This is a genomic window from Acetobacteroides hydrogenigenes (genome assembly GCF_004340205.1).
In the GTDB taxonomy this organism is placed as follows: domain Bacteria; phylum Bacteroidota; class Bacteroidia; order Bacteroidales; family ZOR0009; genus Acetobacteroides; species Acetobacteroides hydrogenigenes.
In genome coordinates, this window is record NZ_SLWB01000001.1 from 551,049 (window position 1) to 574,718 (window position 23,670).

At 46.4% G+C, this 23,670-nt stretch carries 22 protein-coding genes; 10 read left to right on the forward strand and 12 right to left on the reverse strand.

Annotated elements, in window-relative coordinates; all coding sequences use genetic code 11:
- Window positions 1-28: 28 nt before the first annotated feature.
- Window positions 29-1,063: a gliding motility lipoprotein GldB gene (gldB, locus tag CLV25_RS02210; RefSeq protein WP_131838000.1), complete on the reverse strand. Its 1,035-nt coding sequence runs from the start codon at window positions 1,061-1,063 to the stop codon at window positions 29-31.
- Between the two features lie 210 nt (window positions 1,064-1,273).
- Between gldB and CLV25_RS02215 the strand changes: the two genes are divergently transcribed.
- The 9 genes from CLV25_RS02215 to CLV25_RS02255 all read left to right on the forward strand — a co-directional run bounded on the left by CLV25_RS02215 (window position 1,274) and on the right by CLV25_RS02255 (window position 13,268).
- On the forward strand, window positions 1,274-1,966 hold the full coding sequence (locus tag CLV25_RS02215) for a porin family protein (RefSeq protein WP_131838001.1): 693 nt from the start codon (window positions 1,274-1,276) through the stop codon (window positions 1,964-1,966).
- A gap of 481 nt (window positions 1,967-2,447) precedes the next feature.
- A complete protein-coding gene (nrfH, locus tag CLV25_RS02220) occupies window positions 2,448-3,041 on the forward strand; it encodes a cytochrome c nitrite reductase small subunit (RefSeq protein ID WP_131838002.1) in 594 nt (197 codons plus the stop codon).
- A gap of 8 nt (window positions 3,042-3,049) precedes the next feature.
- Window positions 3,050-4,546 (forward strand): ammonia-forming cytochrome c nitrite reductase, encoded by a 1,497-nt coding sequence (nrfA, locus tag CLV25_RS02225; RefSeq protein WP_131838003.1) that lies wholly within the window; start codon window positions 3,050-3,052, stop codon window positions 4,544-4,546.
- A 106-nt stretch (window positions 4,547-4,652) separates the two neighbouring features.
- Complete coding sequence (locus tag CLV25_RS02230) at window positions 4,653-5,912, forward strand: cytochrome c biogenesis protein ResB (protein ID WP_131838004.1); 1,260 nt, start codon at window positions 4,653-4,655, stop codon at window positions 5,910-5,912.
- Window positions 5,902-6,687, forward strand: coding sequence for a cytochrome c biogenesis protein CcsA (gene ccsA, locus CLV25_RS02235; RefSeq protein ID WP_131838005.1), 786 nt, complete (start codon window positions 5,902-5,904; stop codon window positions 6,685-6,687). Before CLV25_RS02230 ends, ccsA begins: the two co-directional genes overlap by 11 nt.
- A 113-nt stretch (window positions 6,688-6,800) precedes the next feature.
- Entirely contained in the window at window positions 6,801-8,441 is a 1,641-nt protein-coding gene (locus CLV25_RS02240) for an NAD+ synthase (protein ID WP_131838006.1), read from the forward strand.
- A gap of 172 nt (window positions 8,442-8,613) precedes the next feature.
- Complete coding sequence (locus CLV25_RS02245) at window positions 8,614-11,568, forward strand: PD-(D/E)XK nuclease family protein (RefSeq protein WP_131838007.1); 2,955 nt, start codon at window positions 8,614-8,616, stop codon at window positions 11,566-11,568.
- 559 nt (window positions 11,569-12,127) lie between these two features.
- Window positions 12,128-12,478, forward strand: a complete 351-nt coding sequence (locus CLV25_RS02250; RefSeq protein ID WP_131838008.1) for a helix-turn-helix domain-containing protein — start codon at window positions 12,128-12,130, stop codon at window positions 12,476-12,478.
- Between the two features lie 520 nt (window positions 12,479-12,998).
- Window positions 12,999-13,268 carry an endonuclease domain-containing protein gene (locus CLV25_RS02255; protein WP_207895569.1) on the forward strand — a complete coding sequence of 90 codons (270 nt, stop codon included), beginning with the start codon at window positions 12,999-13,001 and terminating at the stop codon, window positions 13,266-13,268.
- 113 nt (window positions 13,269-13,381) lie between these two features.
- On the opposite strand, the gene CLV25_RS02260 is transcribed toward CLV25_RS02255, so the two are convergent.
- From CLV25_RS02260 to CLV25_RS02305, 10 genes are all read right to left on the reverse strand, one after another.
- Window positions 13,382-13,984 carry a lysine exporter LysO family protein gene (locus CLV25_RS02260; protein ID WP_131838009.1) on the reverse strand — a complete coding sequence of 201 codons (603 nt, stop codon included), beginning with the start codon at window positions 13,982-13,984 and terminating at the stop codon, window positions 13,382-13,384.
- Between the two features lie 3 nt (window positions 13,985-13,987).
- Window positions 13,988-14,263 carry a LysO family transporter gene (locus CLV25_RS02265; protein WP_131838010.1) on the reverse strand — a complete coding sequence of 92 codons (276 nt, stop codon included), beginning with the start codon at window positions 14,261-14,263 and terminating at the stop codon, window positions 13,988-13,990.
- Window positions 14,264-14,329: 66 nt separating this feature from the next.
- Window positions 14,330-14,950 (reverse strand): TetR/AcrR family transcriptional regulator, encoded by a 621-nt coding sequence (locus CLV25_RS02270; protein WP_131838011.1) that lies wholly within the window; start codon window positions 14,948-14,950, stop codon window positions 14,330-14,332.
- 24 nt (window positions 14,951-14,974) lie between these two features.
- Window positions 14,975-16,084 (reverse strand): ABC transporter permease, encoded by a 1,110-nt coding sequence (locus CLV25_RS02275; RefSeq protein ID WP_131838012.1) that lies wholly within the window; start codon window positions 16,082-16,084, stop codon window positions 14,975-14,977.
- A gap of 153 nt (window positions 16,085-16,237) precedes the next feature.
- A complete protein-coding gene (locus CLV25_RS02280) occupies window positions 16,238-17,347 on the reverse strand; it encodes an ABC transporter permease (RefSeq protein WP_131838013.1) in 1,110 nt (369 codons plus the stop codon).
- A 208-nt stretch (window positions 17,348-17,555) separates the two neighbouring features.
- Window positions 17,556-18,284, reverse strand: coding sequence for an ABC transporter ATP-binding protein (locus CLV25_RS02285; RefSeq protein WP_131838014.1), 729 nt, complete (start codon window positions 18,282-18,284; stop codon window positions 17,556-17,558).
- 20 nt (window positions 18,285-18,304) lie between these two features.
- Window positions 18,305-19,225: an ABC transporter ATP-binding protein gene (locus CLV25_RS02290; RefSeq protein ID WP_131838015.1), complete on the reverse strand. Its 921-nt coding sequence runs from the start codon at window positions 19,223-19,225 to the stop codon at window positions 18,305-18,307.
- A gap of 33 nt (window positions 19,226-19,258) precedes the next feature.
- Window positions 19,259-20,140: an HlyD family secretion protein gene (locus CLV25_RS02295; protein WP_131838016.1), complete on the reverse strand. Its 882-nt coding sequence runs from the start codon at window positions 20,138-20,140 to the stop codon at window positions 19,259-19,261.
- 9 nt (window positions 20,141-20,149) lie between these two features.
- Window positions 20,150-21,400, reverse strand: coding sequence for a TolC family protein (locus tag CLV25_RS02300; protein ID WP_207895570.1), 1,251 nt, complete (start codon window positions 21,398-21,400; stop codon window positions 20,150-20,152).
- A gap of 13 nt (window positions 21,401-21,413) precedes the next feature.
- Window positions 21,414-22,013 (reverse strand): TetR/AcrR family transcriptional regulator, encoded by a 600-nt coding sequence (locus CLV25_RS02305; RefSeq protein ID WP_131838018.1) that lies wholly within the window; start codon window positions 22,011-22,013, stop codon window positions 21,414-21,416.
- Between the two features lie 193 nt (window positions 22,014-22,206).
- On the opposite strand from CLV25_RS02305, the gene CLV25_RS02310 reads away from it, so the two are divergent.
- Window positions 22,207-22,932 carry an outer membrane beta-barrel protein gene (locus CLV25_RS02310; protein ID WP_131838019.1) on the forward strand — a complete coding sequence of 242 codons (726 nt, stop codon included), beginning with the start codon at window positions 22,207-22,209 and terminating at the stop codon, window positions 22,930-22,932.
- Between the two features lie 10 nt (window positions 22,933-22,942).
- Here CLV25_RS02310 and CLV25_RS02315 read toward each other — a convergent pair whose 3' ends face one another.
- Window positions 22,943-23,521: a shikimate kinase gene (locus CLV25_RS02315; protein WP_131838020.1), complete on the reverse strand. Its 579-nt coding sequence runs from the start codon at window positions 23,519-23,521 to the stop codon at window positions 22,943-22,945.
- Window positions 23,522-23,670: the final 149 nt, after the last annotated feature.

Sequence of the window (23,670 nt, forward strand, 5' to 3'; positions counted from 1 at the left end):
TAAAATTATCAGCGACATTCAGCTAAAGCTATGGTCGGTACTTTGCTGCAGCGAGTATCTTTTGGTAATCATCCTCCTTCATTAAGTCTGTTAAGGTCGACTTGGTATTTCTCATATAGTTCGAAACAATACGAAAACCTAACCAGACGGCGGCTTTGCCAGGAGAATCGGTGGAAAAAACGTTGGTGAAGGGAGCTTCCTCGATAAATTTAGTTCGCACGAAGCTTTCTGAGTTAAACAGCAGATTTTGGGCTACCAAATATTCCCACATCATCTTTTCGTTTTTTTTACACCACTTCATCTGATTCTGCGTAAACCCAAAAACCAAGGTGTCGGCAGCCTCAGGAAGCATTTGACTAACCAGATACTCTAATTTGCCCTGATAAACAATGTGCGATAGCAAAGGTTCACTCTCCTTTCGGATGGGGAAATCGCTATTTGCCCAAGCATACATCATGTCAACGGGAATCCTTTCCTTGACCATCTTTAGGGTAAGGTAACGAGGAAAGCCTAAACTTGGGTAGTTAACATAGCCAGCGCCTAGGTACTTGTCGACTCCAATGCCCAGTGCATCATCTGTAATCATTACCGACTGGTTAAAACCTGCTACGTAGGTGAAAAATGTTTGGGGGATTGCCTTGGAGGGGAAGGTGCCCTTATAAAGGGTAAAGGCTGCCGAAAGCTCTTTTTCTAAGATCTCAACGACTTCGGGCGTAAGCGCCTTAGAGCTTGCGGAGAAGGCCTCTCGAACAACCGGATAGGTTAAAAATGCATGCAACCCCTCTATGTAGCGAGGATCAGACGTTTTACCGATTCCAAGAATTCCATCGGAGTATAAGTCTATAAAGCCTCCGTACCTTTTCCTTAGGGTTGGAATTGATGGAGCGAGATTATTTACATCTAATGCGGCTAAATCCTTATCAAATCGAAGTATCTTAACATCTACAGCCTTTGCGGCAGGCTTTACATCGGCAGCTTGGGGGGCGCCTGTTTTACTCTTATTGCAGCTTACCCCCATAATTGCAGCCGCTACCATGGTGAGTAAAACCAACTTTCTTCTCATTTATTTAAAGGTTTTTGCAAATGTACAACTACAACTTTACGCACGAAATTCTTTTACATTAAATAGCATTTGCAGCAAGCCGCGAGCCATTCGTTCAACTTTAAACGGCCTACATATGGAATGGGCAATTTCTTTCACTAACTTTGTCCAAGCGCAAAAGCGCCAATAACGTTTACGCAGCATTTAACTTTCTAAAAATAGCATTTACCAATGAAGAAGATTGCAATAACTGCTCTGTTTGCACTTTCGTTCCTTCTACCGGCACACGCTCAAGTCCGTTTTGGGGTAACCTTAGATCCTCAAGTATCCTGGTTCGGATCGGACCGCAAAAAGGCGGAAGGAGATGGATCAATTCCTGGTATCGCATTTGGATTAAACATTGAGAGGTACTTTGCCGACCGCTATGCCGTTTATTCGGGGGTATTTATTGAAAGCACCGGAGGATACCTAAAGTACAACCTAGATCCTAGTACAACCTACACCCTCGACACCAAGGATCAGAAGTACAAAATTACACCTGGCGAGAGCATGAAGTATCGCCTTCAGTATCTCACCGCACCCATAGGTATAAAACTTAAAACAAACCCTATAGGGTACAACACCTTTTACGCCAACCTAGGCTTTAAAACGTCGGTACTTCTAAAGTCTAAAGGGTTTTCAGGTTCAGGGCACAACGCCACAATAGGAGGACAATCTGCCCTTGATGGTGAAACGCTCGATGGCGAAATAAACTTCCTAAACCTAGGCTATCAAATTGGCATAGGAACGGAATATTCGCTTGGGGGGAACGTTGCGCTAATACTAGGGGTTACCTACAACAACGGGCTTACCAATACGGTTAACGACTCGTCGCTGCACATCAACCTCAACAACGTTTCGTTTAAGGTTGGGGTGATGTTCTAATCACGAACACATAACCAAGGAATGGCGATTTCGGCAACGGGATCGCCATTCTTGCAGCTATACCTTCTTTTTGCTTCACGGGCAGACGCCTTTGTACAAGGCGCGTAGCTCCAACCTACGGATAGAAAACCTCCCCAAAAGGTGCACAGCCTCTATCTAGAACGAGACGACTTCCCTGCAAGGTGCATAGCCTCTGTCTAAGACTAGACAACCTTCCTGCAGGCTGCATAGCGCCTGTCTAGCGTTAGACAACCTCCCTGCAAGCCGCATAGCGTCTGTCTAGAACTAGATAACCTCCCTGCAAGCCGCATAGCGTCTGTCTAGAGCTAAACAACCTTCCTGCAAAACAGAACGCCCCCCGACACCGCCCAAGAATCTCTTAGAGGCTTTCTTTTCGCTACCATCCCAAAACTATTAACCAACCATTTACTTGGATAATAAATATTGCTATATTTAACCAGTCATCAACAATTTATACGCCGTGTATAGATTAATCAAGCTGATTACACCCCCAAAGGAATGGAGGCTTACGGTGGTTGTTGCGCTCGGCATCTTTGCCGGGCTATCGTCCTACGCCTTCTACATCTCCAAGGCGCACTCCTACCTCTCCAACAAACCCGAGGTTTGCGTTAACTGCCACCTAATGGGTACGCAGTACGCCACCTGGTTCCACAGCTCGCACCGCGAGCGGGCAACCTGCAACGACTGCCACGTACCGCACGATAACGTTGCTCGCAAGTACTTTTTCAAGGCTAAAGATGGGATGCGCCACGCCGCCATCTTCACGATGCGGATGGAACCTCAAACCATTATCATTACCGACCCTAGCCGAACCGTGGTGCAGGAAAACTGCATCCGATGCCATACGATGCTTAACGAGAACGTACGCCTTTCTACCGTAACCAACGAGATGGCCAAACGAGGCGAAGGCAAGGTTTGCTGGAATTGCCACCGCGAAATAGCCCATGGAACCGTTCACAACACCTCCTCCACCGAAAACGCCATTGTGCCGCTACCCGAATCGCCGGTTCCCGAATGGCTTAACGAACTGATCGAAACGAAAAACAAAAAATAAAGCACCCCATGAAAAGCATTAACGAAAAGATAAAAGAAAAACCTTGGATTGGCTGGGCCTTGTTCCTAGGCACCATGGTGGTTGTGTTCCTATTGGGCTTGCTGGCATCGTCGCTTGTGGAGCGACGGGCGGAGGCCAGAATCGTACAGATTGCCAAAGGTAAGATAAAGAAGTTGGAATCGAGGAATCCGCTCTGGGGAGAGGTGTACCCATCGGAATACCAAAGCTGGGAACGAACGGCAGAGGACAACTTCGAAAGCGAGTTTAACGGGAATACGCAAAAGGATGTTTTAGCGGAAAGGCCAAACATGGTAATCCTTTGGGCAGGTTACGCCTTCTCCAAAGATTACGCCTCGCCACGAGGACACATGCATGCAGTTGAAGATATAACAAACACCCTAAGAACCGGTACTCCAAAAACCTCAGAGGATGGACCTCAACCCGGCACATGCTGGACCTGTAAAAGTCCGGATGTTCCCCGGCTGATGGACTCCGTTGGAATCGAAAAGTTCTATAAGGCGAAATGGGCGGCATGGGGAAGCGAAGTTGTGAACCCAATTGGCTGCGCCGATTGCCACGACCCAAATACGATGAACCTCACCATTACCCGACCTGCGCTTGTCGAGGCGTTCGGAAGGATGGGAAAGGATATAACCAAGACCAGCCACCAGGAGATGCGCTCGCTGGTTTGTGCGCAATGCCACGTAGAGTACTACTTTAAAGGAGAGGGTAAGTACCTCACGTTCCCTTGGGATGAAGGAACAACCGCCGAGGAGATTGAGAAGTACTACGACGAGGTAAAGTTCTCGGATTGGACACATGCCGTAAGCAAAGCACCAATGCTAAAGGCGCAGCACCCCGATTTTGAAATCTACCAGCTGGGGATTCATGCCCAACGCGGCGTTTCGTGCGCCGATTGCCACATGCCCTACAAAACGGAGGGCGGCGTTAAGTTCACCGATCACCATGTAATGAGCCCGCTGGCAAAGATCAACAACACCTGCCAGAACTGCCACCGCGAGTCGGAGGAGACGCTGCGCAACAACGTTTACGAGCGGCAGCGTAAGGCAAACGAAATACGCAATAGGCTCGAGGAAGAGCTCTCTAAGGCCCATCTCGAAGCAAAGTTTGCCTGGGACAAAGGGGCAAACGAAAAGCAAATGGAGAAAACGCTAAAGCTGCTCCGACAGGCACAATGGCGCTGGGATTTTGCCGTTGCATCGCATGGTGCCGCGTTCCATGCCCCCATTGAGATCCAGCGCATCCTTAGCCATGGGCTCGACAAGGCCATGCAGGCCCGATTATCGGTTAGCAAAGTACTTGCCGCGCTAGGCTTTTCTGGTGATGTTCCTCTTCCCGACCTATCGACTAAGGAGAAAGCCCAGAAATACATCGGGCTAGACATTAAGAAGGAGAAGGAAGCAAAAAAGCAGTTTCTCGAGCAAACCGTTCCTCATTGGATCAAGGAGGCTAAGGCTAAGAAACGGCTAGTGTCGGTAAACTAACCGACATTGATTAACAAGGGAACCATGCAGCATCTTCAAGGTTCCCTTAACTAAATCGGCATAAACCGAAATACACAAACCACAACCATTCTAGCAAACCACATCTATGCCTACCAAAAGAAAGATATGGCAAGCCCCTTGGGCATACAAGGAAGCAGCAGCATTTTGCATCGGACTCTTAGCTATAGGGCTGTTCCTTCAAATCGCAGTAGGGCCGATAAGCCGAGCCATCTTTGCCTTCCCGTACAACATCTACTTAAGCATTTTTTTCATTGCTCTAATCGGGATGGCATTTATCTTCGCCAACAAAAGCGGCATGGTTCGCTGGTTATCGGCAACGCCAACCGCCATAACCACCATCCTAGCATTCGGCTTTATTGTAATTCTAATGGGGCTAACGCCTCAACACGATACTCCGCGACAAGAATCTTCGGAAATGCTGAGCCTAATTGGGCTCGACAACATCACCCAAACCTGGTACTTTGCATTTCTTTATTTATTCCTACTTACCATTCTAACCGTTACGATTCTAAAAAGAGGCATCCCCCTAAAAGCAAAGAATATTGGATTTGTGCTCAACCATCTTGGCCTATGGGTAGTGCTTGTTGCCGGCGTTTTAGGTAGCGGTGATATAGCAAGGCTGAAGATGACCATATACGAGGGAAAGGTAGAATGGCGAGCAAGCGATGCTATGGGCGTGATTTACGAAATGCCCATCGCCATCCAATTAAACGATTTCAAGATAGAGGAATATCCCCCAAAACTATACGCCATTGACACCCGAACGGGCGATGCGCTTCCTTTGAGTAAACCTCAATTCATCGCAATTGAAGGGAAGAACGCCAAAGGAATGATTGGCCGCTACGCTATCGAAACGCAGCGGTACATTGCAGATGCAGCACCCGTTAAAGTCGACAAGTTCGAGCACGTTTACATGCCCGGAACCTCACCTGCAGCATTCATCAAGGCAAAAACGGAGAATTCCAACACCGAAAAATCGGGATGGGTGAGCAGCGGCAGCTTTGCATTTCCCCATAAAGCATTATACCTGAACGATACCGTGGGGCTGGTACTTAAAAGCCCAGAACCCAAAAAGTTTGAATCGAACGTCACCATTTTCACCAAAGACGGGAAGCAGTTTAGCACAATAATCGAGGTTAATAAGCCTTTTTCTGTTAACGGATGGAAGCTTTACCAGCTGGGATATAACGACAAGGAAGGAAAGTGGTCTTCGTACAGCACCATTGAACTAGTTAAAGATCCATGGCTCCCTGTTGTTTATTCGGGAATCGTGCTTCTACTCCTCGGTTCGCTAACCATGTTCTGGAATGCAAACAAGCAAAATAGGGCAAAACATGTGGAATAGTTTTATATACTTTGCTTCAGCAGCAATAGCCTTTTGGCTTTTAGGAATCCTCTTCTCCTACAAACAAAAGAGAACAACAGCCTCAACCCTGATTTACACCATCGGGACACTTACGATTGGCCTTTTCATCGTAACCCTTTGGATGGAACTGGAACGTCCCCCGATGCGCACCTTAGGAGAAACCCGCTTATTGTACACCCTATTCGCCCCGCTTATTGGTGCAATCATCTACTTCCGATGGGGCTACCGATGGATACTCTCCTACAGCACCATGATGGCGGTTGTATTTATCATCATTAATCTTGCAAAGCCCGAAACGCATAGCAAGGAGCTGATGCCAGCGCTTCAAAGCCCGTGGTTTATACCTCACGTGGTTGTCTACATCTTTTCGTATGCCCTGCTTGGAGCCTCATCACTTGTGGCATTGTACGGCATATACGCTCGATATAGACAGCAGTTTGACGAGAAGCTGCTTTACGTTGCCGACAACCTTGTTTACGTAGGATACTCGTTTTTAACCATGGGCTTGATTTTCGGCGCACTTTGGGCAAAAGAGGCATGGGGCCACTACTGGACTTGGGATCCCAAAGAAACGTGGGCTTTTATTACATGGCTCGGATATCTAACCTACATCCATCTTCGTTACCAGCATCGTAATAGAGTTGATGCCGCGCTTTGGTCGCTCGCGGCTGCATTTGTTATCCTTCTGATTTGCTGGTTTGGCATAAGCTACCTACCATCGGCACAAAACAGCATCCATATCTATAACCAATAAGTAAACTAAACAACCCCACCATAGAGCAACAGCAGATACACTGTTACAAAGTGCGGTCTTCCAAAACAAATACGTAATTTAGCAGGCAATTAGAAATGCTAAACGATAAGGAGATGAAGATAGCACTTGCCCAGCTCAACTATCACGTAAATAATTTCGAAGCAAATACAACCAAGATTTTAGAGAACATCGCCAAAGCGAAAGCCGATGGTGCCGATTTGGTTGTTTTCTCTGAGCTAGCCGTGTGCGGTTACCCTCCACACGATTTACTAGAGCGCCGCGAGTTTGTAGAGCGCTGCGAGATTGCTATTATGCAGATCGTTGCCAACTCTTTTGGCATCGCAGTGATTGTTGGTGCGCCCAGCGTTAACCCCTACGAGAAGGGGAAGATGCTCTTCAACAGCGCCTACTTTATTGCCGACGGCGAAATCAAGCACATCGCTCACAAAACGCTTCTACCTACCTACGATATCTTCGACGAGTACCGCTACTTTGAGCCAAACTGCGAGTTTAACATTGTAGAGTACAAGGGAAAGCGTTTAGCCATTACCATTTGCGAAGATTTGTGGGACGATCAGCCCATCAGCAACCGTTTTGGTAAAAATCAGCTCTACCGAACCTCTCCAATGGAGAATCTTTCGAAGCTAAACCCCGACATTGTTATCAACATTGCCGCCTCGCCCTTCTCGCACGACAAGGTAGAGGAACGGCTCTCCGTATTTCTTGGCAACGTTCGTCGCTACGGGCTTCCGGTTGTTTACGTAAACCAGGTAGGCGCCAACACCGACTTGATATTCGACGGCTCATCGATGGTTCTCTCTTCCGATGGCGAGCTATGCGAAGCCCTAAAGTCATTTGAAGAGGACTATAGGGTTATCAACACCAATAATCTTAAGCCAGATCACTTCGAAAAGACATCTTCCATCGAGCGAATTCGTCAAGCCCTTGTGCTAGGCATACGCGACTACTTCGCTAAGATGAACTTTAAGACCGCAGTTCTTGGTCTTTCGGGGGGAATCGATTCGGCGCTTGTGCTTGCCCTTGCCGCCGAAGCCATAGGAGCAGAAAACGTTCGCGTGCTAATGATGCCTTCGAGATACTCTTCCGATCACTCGGTAAATGATGCTGTGGAGCAGGCAAAACGAATGGGCGTTAAGTACGATATCGTTACCATCGAGGAAGGATTTAAGGCGTTCGAAAGCATGCTAGCTCCGATCTTTGGCGATCTTCCATTAAACGTTGCCGAAGAGAATATCCAAGCGCGCATTAGAGGAACGCTGCTCATGGGAGTATCCAACAAGTTCGGCAATCTTCTACTCAACACCACCAATAAAAGCGAGGCTGCCGTTGGATACGGTACGCTTTACGGCGATATGAACGGATCGATGTCGATTCTTGGTGATGTTTACAAGACACAGGTTTACGAGCTGGCAAAGCTTATCAACAAGGACAAGGAGATTATTCCAGTTAACGTACTAACTAAAGCGCCTTCGGCAGAGCTTCGTCCCGACCAAAAGGATACAGATTCGCTGCCCGACTACGACGTTCTCGACGACATCCTATTTAGATATATCGAAAGACAGGACGATGAGCAGGCAATTGCGGCTGCTGGATACAGCCCCGAAGTCGTTCGCAAGGTGGTTCGATTGGTAAACATGAACGAGTATAAGCGATTCCAGTTTGCCCCAGTCCTTCGCGTTTCGTCGAAAGCTTTTGGCTTTGGAAGAAAGATGCCACTGGTGTTCAGGTTTTAAAAGAAGAGTTCGATCATCTTAATAAAATAGATAGCAAGGGCTTTCAATCCTCTTACCGATGGAATGAAAGCCCTAATCATATCAGCAAACAAGGAAATTGATAGACATAAAGCTATCCCGAACAAGGTTTTCACTATAATTTATTCTATCTTCAAGCAAACATATTGACATTATGACCTCGTTCCTCTCCGATTTGGCTCGCACGCTTTACCAAAAGCATGGAGATAACATCCATAAGCTAACCATTGTGTTCCCTTCGCGAAGGGCTCGTTACTACTTCTCGCGGGCTTTAGCCCAGCTGATAAAGCAACCAACGTGGCAGCCGCGGTATGTTGGCATCGACGAGTTTATTCATGGACATACGTCGCTGCGAGTTGCCGATAGCTACCGGCTTATCATCGAGCTGTACCGTGCTTTTGCCGATGTGAAGAAGACTAATGAGACTTTCGATCAGTTTTACTTCTGGGGCGAGGCGCTGCTCAACGATTTCGACGCCATAGATAAGTATATGGTGGAGCCCGATCAGCTTTTCCGCAACCTTGCCGCCGAAAAGGAGCTTACCGACGACCTTTCGTTCCTTACCGACGAGCAACGCGAGATCATTGCTTCGTTTTGGAAGGCGTTTGAGGCGAAAGAGAGCCAGCAGAACGAGTATCAGAGCCAGTTTTTATCGGTTTGGGAGGCGCTTTTGCCCATCTACCGACAGTTTAATCAGCGTTTGCGCGAGCAGGGGCTTGCCTACTCGGGGATGATATACCGCGACATGGCGCAAAATCTAAGAAACGGAGAGGAGCTATTCGCTGATGCCGAGCATACCGTGTTTGCGGGCTTCAACGCATTGAATAGGTGCGAGCAGGTGCTGTTCGACTACATGCGTAAGCGCAATGCGGAGTTCTACTACGACTACGACTCGTACTACGTTAAGAGTAAGGAGCAGGAGGCAGGGCTTTTCCTTCGTAAGAACCTCGAAATGTTCCCGGAGGCAAAGAATCTCAACCCAAAGAATCTATTTAGCAAGGGGAAAAAGGAGGTTGCCATTGTTGCTACACCGTCGGACACGATACAAGCGAAGTATGCGGCGCAGCTGGCAATGGATATCGTTGCACGCGGAGGCAAAGCGGAGCAAACTGCCATCGTTTTCACCGACGAAACGCTACTTACCCCGGTACTTTCTGCCATTTCGTACAGCGACGAGGGCTCTACATCGCCACAAATCGAAACGGTGAACGTTACGATGGGCTATCCGCTAACGATTACGCCCGTTTACTCGCTTATCGAGCACGTTTTGTCGCTGTACAGAACGCTTAAGTCGAACGATGATGGCGTTTTCTTCTACCATAAGGACGTTTCGGCGATTGTTAGCCACCAGCTGCTTAAAGGTTTGGGCATAGAGGAGTTCGAAAACGTCCGTAAGCAGATCAAGGAGGAGAATCAGATATTCCTTTCGCAAAGTAGGCTCTGCCAGCTGCCGCTTATCGGACCTATTTTTTCGATAGAGGCATCATCTAACAAGCAAAAGGAGGGAAAAGTAAGCTACCAGCGGCTATCGGCAGCCCTTATAGACATACTGGAGCAACTTTTGGACCGGGAGAACGCCAAAAGCGACGAGCAATCGGAGCACTACGTCGAGTTTATCAACACTACGCTGGTAGCCCTACGCAAATTGCACACGGCTTTGGTGCGCGAGGCGATGGATATATCGCTACAGGTGTACGTTAGCTTGGTTAGGAAGGCGCTTAGCGGCATTCGCATTCCGTTCGAAGGCTTTCCGGTAGCAGGATTGCAGCTTATGGGGATCCTAGAAACGCGTAACCTCGACTTCGAGAACGTTATCATCCTATCTTTAAACGATGACCGCTTCCCGGCAGTAGCTCAGCAGCCATCTTTTGTCCCCTACAACATCAAAAGAGCCTTTGGCATGCCAACCTACGAGCAACAGGAGGCGATGTACGCCTACTACTTCTACCGTTTGCTGCAAAGGGCCGGCAATATTCACCTTTTGTACAACACTAAAGCCGATGAGCGAAGCACCGGCGAGATGAGCCGCTTCCTGCAGCAGCTTAAGTTCGAAAGCGGTCTCGATATCACCGAACAAACAATCGGCTACTCGTTAGGATTTAAGACATCGCCCGCTATTACCATCGAAAAGACGCCGGAAGTAATGGAAATCCTCAACCAGTACGTCGATGGAAGCCGCCGTAGAGGGCTTTCGCCAAGCGCCATATCGTCGTACCTCACCTGTAGGCTGAAGTTCTACTTCAACTACATCGCCGACGTAAAGGAACAGGAGGATGTGGAGGAGGATATCAGCAATCAGATCTTCGGTAAGATCCTTCACGAAGCGATGGATGTCATCTACCAGCAGCTTGGTAAGGAAAGCATCGCAGCCAACGAGCTGGAGGCGCTGCTTAACGACCAACCGCGCATCGAAAAGGTAATTGATGATGCATTTGCTAAAGAATTCATCCGAAGCGAAGAGGGTAAGTCGCTGCTTAAGATGAATGGCAAGTTCCTTTTGGTGAAAAGGGTCGTTACCACCTACATTCGGGGAATACTTAAGTACGATTTGGAGCTGATTAAGCAGGGTTCGTCGCTGGCAATGGTATCATTGGAAGAGCCAATGGCGGCAATGCATCCATTTACCGTCGATGGACAAACGCGAAGCATCTTCCTAAAAGGACGATTGGACCGAGTGGATCGGCTTAACGGCATTACCCGCATTGTAGACTACAAAACGGGAGCGTATAAGGGCAAAAACGAGTTTGCCGGATTCGAAAAGATGTTCGTCGGCAAGGATACCTCCAAGTATTCGGGCTCTATGCAGACGTTTTTATACTCGCTGATGTACGACATCAGCAAAAAGGGCGAGGTTAAGAACATTAAGCCAGCGCTCTACTTCGTTCGCGGCATCCAAACCAACGATTTCGAGCCATCGCTAGCCCTAAAGGAGGGGAAGAATAAGCCAACCATAATCGAAAACTTCTTCGACTACAAGGACGAATACGTTTCGTTCCTGGATAATGCCCTCGCGGAGCTCTTTGGTTCGTCTCAGCCCTTCGATCAGACCGGCGACCCGGCACAGATGTGCCAAAAGTACTGCCCGTATAACGTAATATGTAAGCGATAAAATAATCCGTCACTAATAGTTAGCAGTAAGGCATATTAAACGCTCGTTATCCTCCCGTTGCACGGGATGGAGGGGTGGGTTGTACTCGAACTTATACAAACAATACCATTTAGCCTAAACCAAATATTAGTTTTATTCGTCGATAATCCCCTACCTCCCGTTTTAACGGGAGGATAACCACCTTCGAAGTAAGCTAATCTCATACTTAATAAACTTAGGTCTTCGAAATAAGCCATAAAGTTCTGGCAAAATGCCATTACGCCTCAACCTAATCAATATATGCTTTAACCTATATCGATTAGGTTAAAGCATAATCAATATTTCCTTCGAGATATACACCAAATACGTTTATCCACACACCAAATGCGGCAACGTAAGCACCAACTTGGTGCATCTATACACCAAGTACGAGCAGCAACTCTACTATTGCCATCATGAAATCAAACCTACCTTCAAGGAAAAGAAGATAACTCGAAGAAATACCAATAAAGAAAAGCATGCTTCTAATCAAAATTTATTCGTACCTTAATTGCATGTTTAACATCTAACCATCAGCGCTATGCTAAAGCTGAATCTTCATCGCATTCTTACGCTACGGGGCATAGAGAATCCGTATAGCCATCTTCGAAGCAAAGGATACCAGCGCCATAAGATTACCAACCTCATGCAAGGGAAAAATGCAACCGTCAATCTCGAAGAGCTCGAGTACCTATGCGAAGCTTACGGCTGTACTCCCAACGATTTGCTCGAGTGGACTCCATCTAAGAAGAACGAGAACAACGAAAGCCATCCCCTACAACCACTACGCCGCAGCAAAATGCCTGTATCCATCTACAAAATCATCGAAACTCTGCCTCCCGATAGACTGGAGGAGCTGGAGAGGTATATACTTGAGAAGGATGGGAAGTAAAATGGTAGCAAAATATTCTTTTCTGTTGGGCAGATCATCAATTATTTACAGATAATGCTGATTAATCGCTCTTTATCCCCTCCTCGGGAGGGGCAAGGGGTGGGTTGGGCTGGCATTATTAATATAGACGAGTTTCAATTCAAGCAAAACTGGGTTCTTTTAGACTTTTGTTCTACTCTTTTCGACGAAAACCCACCCCTACCCCTCCTAAGGAGGGGATAACGTGCTTCGAATTAAGGCTATTGCAGACTAGGATAGCTGCTAAACACTAAAGAAGAAATGAATTAGTTTTTTGATACAGATGTAGACCTAATTAATAACCCAACAATGCTGATTAATCGCTCTTTATCCCCTCCTCTGGAGGGGCAGGGGTGGGTAAAAACCAACCTTAACTATTTAAGCCATGAATAAACCCAAAGTCATTCCCTATAATCCAAAACTAGTCGAGCTTACCAAACACCTGCGCAACCACTCAACCAAATCGGAGGTCATTCTTTGGAATTATCTTAAGGGGTAAAAGATGTTAGGCTTCGATTTTACTCGGCAAAAGCCCATTGATAGCTATATCGTCGATTTCTTCTGTAGTAAGCTCATGCTCGCCATAGAAATTGACGGGTACTCGCATCAGTTGGAAGAGGTATATGCAAAGGATGTCGAAAATAGTAGACGTTTAGAGGAACTTGGAATTAAGCTACTCCGCTTTCAAGATGTTGAGGTGTTTCAAAATACTAAAGGTGTTCTGCAGGTAATTGAGAATACCGTTATAGAATTAAGTTCTATCGCTGATTAACGTCCTAAAACCCACCCCTACCCCTCCTAAGGAGGGGATAAAGCGTTTCAATTCAATGTTTCTGCAAGCTAAGCAGGCTTCTACTGCTAAAAACACTCCTTGAAAAGCCTCCCCTACAGCGACAAAATAAACACCACCAGAAACGGAACCACTATGGTTAGCGCAATACCGCTAAAGAGGGCGATAATGGCAACCTCCTTTCCCGAGTACCTCATGATAACCGGAAGGCAGGTATCCATAGAGGTAGCCCCGGCTGCTGCAACGGGAGCCAATCGTCCAAAGAGGCGAACGTAGAGAGGTGCAAGCATAAGCGTAGAGAGCTCGCGGATCATGTTAGCCAGTAAGGCCACAACCCCCATTTGATTGCCGCTAATCTTACCAATAAAAATGCTCGACAGGCTGTAGTAGCCGAAGCCCGAACCTATCGCCAGCACGTTCTTGGTATCAATCCCTTTAACAATAAAGGATACCAGCAGGGCTCCGATGGTTGTGCCCACCACCACACCAATGGGAACGAGAACAATCTTAAAGCTGACCGACCTAAGTATGGCAACCACATGCTCGTCGGCACCAATGCTTACGCCCACCATAAACATCAGGAAGTAGAGAGCGATGGTGCTCAGGTCGTACTGAGCCATGATAGCAGGAAGAACCCCAAAGTAGGCGAGCAGCATCCCCACAACGAAAACGGATAGAACAATAGCGCTTCCCTTCATCGCTTAGCTCCTCCCCTTATAAATGTAGCGCTGAATAATGGCAACAACGGCGATACTTCCGGCAATAGATCCTGCAGCAATAATCAACGCCCACAAGCCCAAGGTATGCAGGTTGCTCATCACAACAGTATTAAAGCCAACATTGGTTCCAAGAATAAAGATCAGAAGCCAAATGGCGATTGTCACTAGCCTCTCGATGGGCTTGGTAGATTTAATCCAACGCTTTACAAGAAATCCGACTAGGAATCCAACCGTAAAAAGTATAATAACAGCAAGCATAGCCTCCACGTTTATAGTAGAGGCAAAGATAGCGTTTTATTATTCAAGGACGAGTAAAGGAAAGGTCTAACAGGCAACGACTCGAAGATCGAGGACTTCGCGTAAGCCTCCTAACCCGATTGACGAGCAGTTTCCCTTTAGCATGTAGTACATCACCTTATTAAGCCGGCTTCCGGCAAGAAGACCTTCCGCGTTAGCTTCATGCCTATGCGAGAACATCTCTATGCTCGAAAGGTAGAGCTTGCTTGCCAAAGCGGCATCAATATCAGACTCGAAGACGCCAGTACGAATTCCCTTCGTAAAAAGATGAACAACCAGATCGAGGATTTCCCCACGGCGCTCGTCCGTGATGCGCTGCGCCGCAGCAGCATCAATCATCGCTCCCTTAATAGCAGGATGACTCGAGAAATCGCGAAGTAGGGTGCTTACATTTCGCCCAATTACCACCAGCGCAGCTATTGGGCTTGCAGCTTTCGATGCATCCAAGCGAATTTTATCAATGCGGCGCTTCAGGAAGCTATCCATAACGCACTCCATTAGCTGCTGCTTGCTGTCGAAATGGTTGTAAAGCGTCTTCTTGGAAACGCCAATCGAAGCTGCAATTTCTTCAACCTTAAGATTAACGCTTGTAGAATCGAGAATTACCTTCGAGACTAAATCTATATAGTAAAGCTTTTTAGACCTCATACTTTATGCTAAAGATGATTTTACTTAAGCTGTTTTCTTTTGGTATAGGGCGATGGCTAACGTCATAGCAACAACGGCGTAAACAGCCAACGAGCCCAGCGGAACGGCAATGTCCGAAAGCGTAGCCCCCTTCAGCATCACCATTCGAATAATCAGGATGAAGTAGGAGATCGGGTTGAGCTTGTTAATCCATATTGCCCACTGCGGCATGCTCTCGACGATGTTGAAAAGCCCGCTCATCATCAGGAAAAGCATCATGAAGAACCAGCTAACGAACATCGACTGCTGCTGAGTGCTCGATTGGTTGGAGATTAGCGTTCCGAGCGCAATCACCACAAGAAGGTAGGTGATGGTGGTTAACAAAAGCGTCCCCACAGAGCCTACGAACGGAATTCCGAAAGCAATCCTTCCTAGGAGAACACCCAAACCTATCTCGAAAAGCCCAATGATGAGGAACGGCAGCACCTTCCCCACAATGAATTGCCATTTCTTGATGGGCGTAACGTTTAGCTGCTCGATGGTACCGATCTCCTTCTCGCGCACCAGGTTCATCCCCGAAAGGAAAAGCCCAATGGCGGTAACCAGTATCACCAGGATTCCGGGGAACATGTAAATCTTGAAGTCGAGCGTTGGATTAAACCAGAACTGCGGACGAACGTCGGCGGCGTAAACGTTATCGATGGCGCCCGGAGGTAGCTTGGTGCGGTTGAAATCGCCGATAATCGAGTTCGCGTAAGCATTTGCCAGCGTTGCCTGCGTAGTGTTGATGGCGTTAACCAGCAGCTGCACGTCCACCTTTCCATCCCTCACCTGGTTTAGGCTAAACCTTTCGGGGATAATCAGCGCCAAGTCCGCCTTACCGCTATTGATGAGGTCCATTGCCTGTTGGCTGCTCTGCGGATAATCCTTCAGCAGGAAGAAGGATGATCCGACGAACTTATTTACCAATTCGCGCGAGTCGGAACTTCTACTGTTATCCACCACCACTAAATTCAACGACGTCACATCGAAGGTAACCGCGTGGATTAGTACCAGCAGCTGAACCACTGGTAAAATAAATATAATGGGAAGCATACTCCTGTTTCGGAATATCTGCCTAAACTCTTTCTGAAGTATAAATAGAACGGTTCGCATAGCTTTTGTTTGAAGAAGTTATTTCAGGAGTTAGACGAAGTTAGATGAAGTTAAAAGAAGAAGGAGTAATCTCACGAATTGGTTTCCTAGAACGCAAGCCATTCGTATAACTTCCTTTAACTTCTGAAATAACTCCGTATAACTTCATATATTTTACTCCAGCCTTACCTTAAATTTCTTAATACTACCAATGATAAAGATGGCGGTGAAGCCAACAACGACGAGCGTTTCCTTCCACACCCCCACCAGATCGCTTCCCTTCAGCATTATTCCTTTAACGATGACGATGAACCAACGTGCAGGAATGATGTTGCAGATAACCTGAAGCCACGAGGGCATATTCTCGACGGGGTAGATGAAACCCGAGAGCAGCATGGTTGGCATCAGCAGCGCAAACATCGATATGAACATCGCCTGCTGCTCGCTTGCCGAAACCGTAGAGATAAGGATGCCCAGCGAAAGCGCCATCAGGATGAAGAGCATGCTTTCCGCCAGCAGCAGAACGTAGCTGCCGCGTATCGGAAGCCCAAACACGTACTGGCTTAGCAGCAGGATGACAACCGCATTAATAAACGACAGGAAGAAGTAAGGAAGCACCTTGCCCATTATTATCTGCGACGGACGTAAAGGCGATACCAGCAGGATCTCCATCGTTCCGCGCTCCTTCTCGCGAGCAATGGTTATGGAGGTCATCATGGCGGAGATCAGCATTAGGATAAGCGCCATGGTTCCCGGAACAAACATGAAGACGTTTTGCTGTTCCTCGTTGTACACCATTCGTGGTTGAACGATCACGCCTCTATTCATATCCTGGTGAAAGATATCGTTCACCGCCTTGTTAACGATCTGCGAGGTGTAACCTACCGATGCGTTGGCAACGTTAGGCTCGGCGGCGTCGGCAACAACCTGCACCAGCGCCTTTTTTCGATCCACCAGGTTTCTTTCAAAGTTAGCGTCGAACACCACAACCATCTTCACCTTCCCCGAGCGTAGCGCCTCGTGCACCTGCGATTCGTCCGTCAGGAAATCCGTACACTGGAAGTAGTTGGAAGCATCCAACGCGCCAATTATCTTTTTGGTGGTAGCATCCTTGCTTTTGTCGAGCACCGCAACGTTAGCGTTCTTCAGCTCGTTGGTAATAACGTATCCGAACAGCAGCAACTGCACAATCGGCATACCAAAAAGGATGAGCATCGAGCGTTTATCCCTGAAGATATGCTTAAACTCCTTCGACAAAAAGCTACTAAGCCTATTTTGTTTCATATTCTACTTCATTAGTTTGATGTAAGTGCCGAGTTTTCGAGATTGAGGGATAACCTTATTTATAAGTCCTTTACCCACCCCTACCCCTCCTAAGGAGGGGATAACGAATCTCTTTTCTAAAACATCGCTTAATTCTCCAATTTCTCTATTCACTTCTCCCCACTCACTATTCCTTTCAACCTAATCTCTATTCCCCACTCCCTACTCCCTATCGGGCAAGCTTTAGGAAGACCTCGTCCATGGTTTCTGCCTTATAGGCATCCTTAAGCATCGTTGGGGTATCGAGCGCCTCAATTTTGCCGTTTACCATAATGGTAACGCGGTTGCAGTACTCCGCTTCGTCCATGTAGTGGGTGGTTACGAACACGGTTATCCCGCGTTCGGTAGCCTCGTATATCAACTCCCAGAACTGTCGGCGCGTTATGGGATCAACGCCGCCCGTTGGCTCGTCAAGGAATACGATTTTGGGGTCGTGGAATATGGCAACGGAGAAGGCTAGCTTCTGCTTCCAGCCAAGCGGAAGCGATGCAACAAGGGTATTACGCTCCTCGTAAAGACCTAACCGCCGGAGCAGGTCCTCCGACTTCTGCTTGATCTCCTTCATCGCCATTCCGTAGATGCCTCCGTAGAATCGGATGTTCTCGGCAACCGTTAGGTCCTCGTATAGCGAGAACTTCTGGCTCATGTAGCCGATATTGCGCTTAATCAACTCGGTTTGCGTAAAGGCATCAAAGCCTGCCACCGAAATTTTCCCCGATGTGGGCGAGGATAGTCCGCAAAGGATCTTAATGGCGGTGGTTTTCCCGGCACCATTTGCCCCTAGGAATCCGAATATCTCGCCTTGGTAAACGTCGAAGGTCAAATGGTCGTTGGCAACAAAGCTGCCGAACTTCTTTACCAGATCTTTAACCTCTATTATCTTGCTATCGGTAATCATAATTTTAAAGATGAAAAAGGTTATAGACCTGCGCCGCTACTTGCAACCATCAAATCCATAAAGCAGTCCTCGATGGTTGCCTCTGTTGGCTGTAAGGTTTGAGCAATTCCGCATTCCGACAGCTTCTGCTCAACACTCACTCTAGCATCTTCTCTTTTCAGCACAACGTGTACGTTCTGTCCAAAAGCAAATGCGCTTTCCACCTCGGGCATAACTCGTAATGCTTTAATCGATGCGTATATGTTTGCCGTTGGAAGAGCGTAGAGCGGCTTACTAAAGTCTTTTATTATGGCAGATGGACTATCGACCTTAAGAATTTCGCCCGACTGAATGAGCGCAACCCTATCGCAAAGGCTTGCCTCGTCCATGTACGGCGTCGAAACTACAATGGTGATTCCATGCTGCTCGAGCATTTTAAGCATTTCCCAAAACTCCTTTCGCGATACAGCATCGACGCCCGTTGTAGGCTCATCGAGCAGCAGCAATTCAGGTTTGTGGATCAGCGCACAGGAGAGGGCTAGCTTCTGCTTCATTCCTCCTGAGAGTTTTCCTGCTGGTCTGTCCTTAAATGGCTCCAGCATCTTAAACACAGGCTTAATCAGGTCGTAGTTTTCCTTTATCGTTGTCCCGAAAACCGATGCGAAGAAGTTGAGATTCTCCTCAACCGTCAGGTCGGGATAAAGCGAGAACTTTCCGGGCATATAGCCCACCATCTTTCGAATCTGCTTGTAGTCCTTCACCGAATCGAGCCCTAGTGCGGTTATCTTCCCCGACGAAGGAAGCAGAAGCGAGGCAATTAACCGAAACAAGGTTGTCTTGCCGGCACCATCTGGACCAATTATGCCAAATAGTTCTCCCTGTTCGATGCTCAACGAAACGCCTTTCAGCGCCTCCACTTCGCCAAAATGCTTTCTGATATTCTCTATGCTGAGTGCTATCATCACTTTTTTCTATTCACTTCTCACTACTCACTACTAGAAAACCACGCTACCTGGCATTCCAATCTTTAATCGACCATCGTTAGGCACGTTAACCTTTACGGCGTAAACCAAATCAACCCTTTCCTCCTTGGTTTGGATGATCTTTGGCGTAAACTCAGCCTGTGGCGAAACCCAGGTTACAACGCCCTCCAGCTTTTGGTCCGATTTCTTGTCCTTATCGATGTAGACCGCAACCTTCTTACCAACCACCACCTTTGGAAGAAGCGAGCCTGAAACGTACACCTTTAGCACCAGCGTCTTGGTATCTGCAATCTTATAGAGTTGCTTACCCGGAACAGCCAACTCTCCCTTTTCGATGTACTTATCGAGAATCGTTCCTGCAATTGGCGATTTAACCACCGACTTATTAACCAAATCGGTAACCTGCGACTCCTGCGAGGTAAGACTCTTAAGTTCACCTTGTATTCCTACCAATTGGCTCTTGGCTTGTGCAATTTGTCGGTTGATTACGTTCAATTGCCCGCTAACATTATCGTAATCGCGCTGAGTTGCGGCTCCATCCTTTAGCATTGCAGAGATTCTGGCGTAATCTTTATCAGCTGTCTGCTTCTGTGCTTGAAGTACGGCAATCTGCGCTTCAATTGTCCCAACCTTCGATTGGGTTGCCTCCTTCATTCCTTGCATTTGATCGATCCTTAACCTATTCTGCAACGAGTCTATGGTGCAAAGAACCTGACCTACGCCCACTTCGTTACCTTCTACAGCCGAAGCCGAAGTTATTAGTCCGTTAACCTCCGAAGAAACAACCACCTCTACAGCCTCAAAATTACCGTAAGCATCATTTTTCTCTTTTCCGCCATTGCAGCTGGTCAATGCTGCTATCGCCATTGCGGCTACCACTATATAAGCTTTCATATAATTCTACTATTTACCATTAATAATATTGACATTTACCCTACTAAACGCAAGCATAACCTTATGCATCTCGCGATTAAGCTCTGCCTGCTTCAGTTCTGTTTGACGACCTACATAATCAGCCGCATCAATGGCACCATTATCGTACATCACCGAGTACAATTTAGCTACCTCTTCACGAGCAGCAATCACCTCCTCGTCAGTTTTCAAAAGGTTCTCATACTTCGATAATGACTTAGACTCCTGTGCCAACTCCATCTTCTGCGATTGCTCAAACATCGCCTGACGGGTGTCTACTATGTTCTGTTGAAACCTTAAGATCTGTCGATCTCGCTTAGTGCTATTCCAATCAAAGATGTTCCAAGTTGCTTTCACCCCAACGTAGTAGAAAGAATCGAAGCTGTTGTTGAACATGTTCAGCGCAGGCTTACCGTATCCAACCTGACCAAATGCGGAAACCTTAGGCATTCGCTTTGCCGTATAGAGTTCGTTGGCCGCATCGAGCCTAGCCTTCTGCGACTTGAACAGTTCAAACTCAGGTCGCAATCCACCTGCCGATGGAGCCTCATCCCAAATAAAATCGGACGAATAGGAGATTGTTGATCCAACAAGTACTGCCAACGCATCAATTAGCCCATTCCTATCGCTTTCCGTTGATGCCATTTCCTGATTAAGCTTAACAATTTCAGCCTTAAGCAGCAGTTCGTTTGCCTTAAGTACCGCACCATTGCGTACACCCGACGATGTTTTGCTTAACTTCTGCATCAAATCGGCTTTAAGAGCCTCCTGTATCTTAAGTTGCTGCTTTTTAAGAACAATTCCATAGAAAAGTTGGGAAACACGCCCCTTCAGCGTATACAAATCAACTGCAACCTGCATGTTATCTGCAGTCAATCCAGCCAACTCCAACTTTCTAGAAGCGCTTACCTGACCTCCATCCCATATCAGCTGGCTTAAATCCACTGTAAGCTTATACTGATCCTTGTCGGGCGAAGCAATCGAAAAGCCCTTAATTGGAAGGTTACTCAAATCCATGTGGGTAACATCCGATTGGTAGGTAGCCTGCGCATTAGCATCAACTTTGGGCAGATAAGCCGTTTTCAGGTTAGAAATCTTCAAATTGGCAATCTGCTCGTAATCCTGCCTATCCTTTGCTCGTGGGTAGGTTTGCTCTGCTTTTTGCCAACAATCGGATAATCTTACCTCCTGAGCATTGACAGTAATGGCTCCACCCAAAACAAGTACTAGTATTAATCGCATCATATTTTATGGTTTATCTTTTAATTGCACTAATAACAAACTCTGCCAGCGTCTTCTTACGCTCCTCTATAAGCTTATCGAAATCCTCATCAGAAATTCCTCCTATTGTTTTAAAAATAGGAGCACCTGCAAACTGAAAGATGCTAAGTGAAACCATATTCAACATAAGTTCTTCGCCTCTAATCGGTCTTACCTCGCCTCTGTCAACGGCCTCCTGAACTTTAGCATTAACGGCACCTAGCATATCCACATCTTTCTCTGCCAAAATCTTCTCCAACAAATGAGGAACCCGGTTTATCTCCTTCATCACAAACATCGATATAGAAGGATTTTGCTTTAGGAATTCGATGTGCATTTCAAAGAAATTTCGAATGATTTCGCAAAGGGGCAAGTCTGACATAAATATCCCAAATATGCGAGGAAGAACATCACTAAACACCTGCATGTAAATTCCATCAAACAGATGCTGTTTAGATCGATAATAGTAATGAAGTGAAGCTTTGCTCATGCCTGCTTCATCCGCAATCTCTTGCATACGAGCACCATCAAGGCCTTTTTCCAAAAAAACCTTCTTCGCAGCGGCTAGTATTTTTTCTTCTGGTGACTGTTCCATACTATCAATAACTATTTGGTTTGATTATTTGGTTTAACCACATGGTCAAAGGTAGCCGATTTTTATTCATATCTCTAAATAGAAATATTTTTTGATGCGTTTTTAAACCTTTTTAAAATAAGCTATCTTAGCCCCCGACATTTTTAATGTTATAAATGAACGGTTTAATGTCGAACCTCAATCTTTTAAGACGATGAAATCACTCAAACATACAATACAACTCCTAGTCCTACTCACCCTAATAGCTGAAATCCCGTTTCAGAGTACTGCTCAACGACGACGCTCTTATAGATCATCACAATCTAATGCTACATACAGCTATGGAGCAACTGCAGGATTTAACATCTCTAGTTTAGCACCTGAGAATGGCAGCAATTCAAACAATATGCTTGGATTCTTCGGCGGAGGTTTCTTTGAATACCGGTTCACAGAAAAGATAGGAGGACAGATTAATGTCAACTTTATTCAACTAGGAGGCGAAAAGATTCCTACAACCCTACTTTTTAGTCCAAATTCAATTTTTCTTTATGACGTTAAGTCTATAGATCTGTCAATTTATGGAATAGACGTCCCGCTAACTGCGAAGTATCACTTTACGGAGTTCTCCCCTGAATTCTACGTAAATCTTGGATTATCTGGAACATACATCCTAAAAGCACAAGCAGCACTAAATAAAGAAACATCGGTAGGTGGAATGTACTCCTCCAATACTACCTATGTTGATGTAACAAAGAAAGTACAAAACCTGCAAGCCTGTGGTGTTGTAGGATGTGGAACCTCAATTCCCCTAGGAAATCTATCAATTCTGTTAGATATAACATTCCACTACGGCATTACGGACCTTAGCGCAAATAACATTGCCGCCAACAACGGATTTAACTCTAAATTTCTAAAGGTAGGTGTAGGTGTTGTTTTCTAGAATAGCCTTGCTACTTTACCGTATGGTAAATGCGATTAACCAAGCCATCAACATCGATGCTTAATGCCGAAACCACTATACGGGCCAGTTCGTAGTACGGTTCTCTTCCTTCTAAAGTTTTCTCAATAAACTCAACAAGTTCCTCTTGTGTCTTATCCTTTAGAAGAGGACGGCTTTTTCGAGCTCCTTTTAAGCGACTTGCTAGGGCCATTGGCGTCATCTTTAAATAGACCGTAACACCAGCATCCATCATCTTTTTCATATTATCGAAAAAACAAGGAGCACCACCGCCTGTTGAAACAAGAACGTTATCATATAGAGTACAAACATCGTTAACAGCTTCGTGCTCCCGCTCTCGAAAGCCCGCTTCTCCAACATCTTCGAACTGTTCGGGAATTGTTCTCCCATATTTTGATTCTATATATCTATCCAAATCAATAAAATGTAAGCCAAGTTTACTAGCTAAACGCTTCCCTACGGTGGATTTACCACACCCCATATAGCCTATCAAGAAAATTCGCATAGCAAAAAGAATAATACCGCGCTGGATTTTTGTGTAAAATAGCCATAATTTTGGGAATGTTACCACCTCTACCCCAAAGGAGCCTTCCCCTATTTAACATTGTTTCGTCTTTTTTTAGTGCGTAAAGCAAACAAATTGCTGCTATTCTTCGTTTTACTTGTAGATTTTGCTTGATAATTGTTTGCGAAAGAAAAATTTGAAGAGCCGAAGTCAAA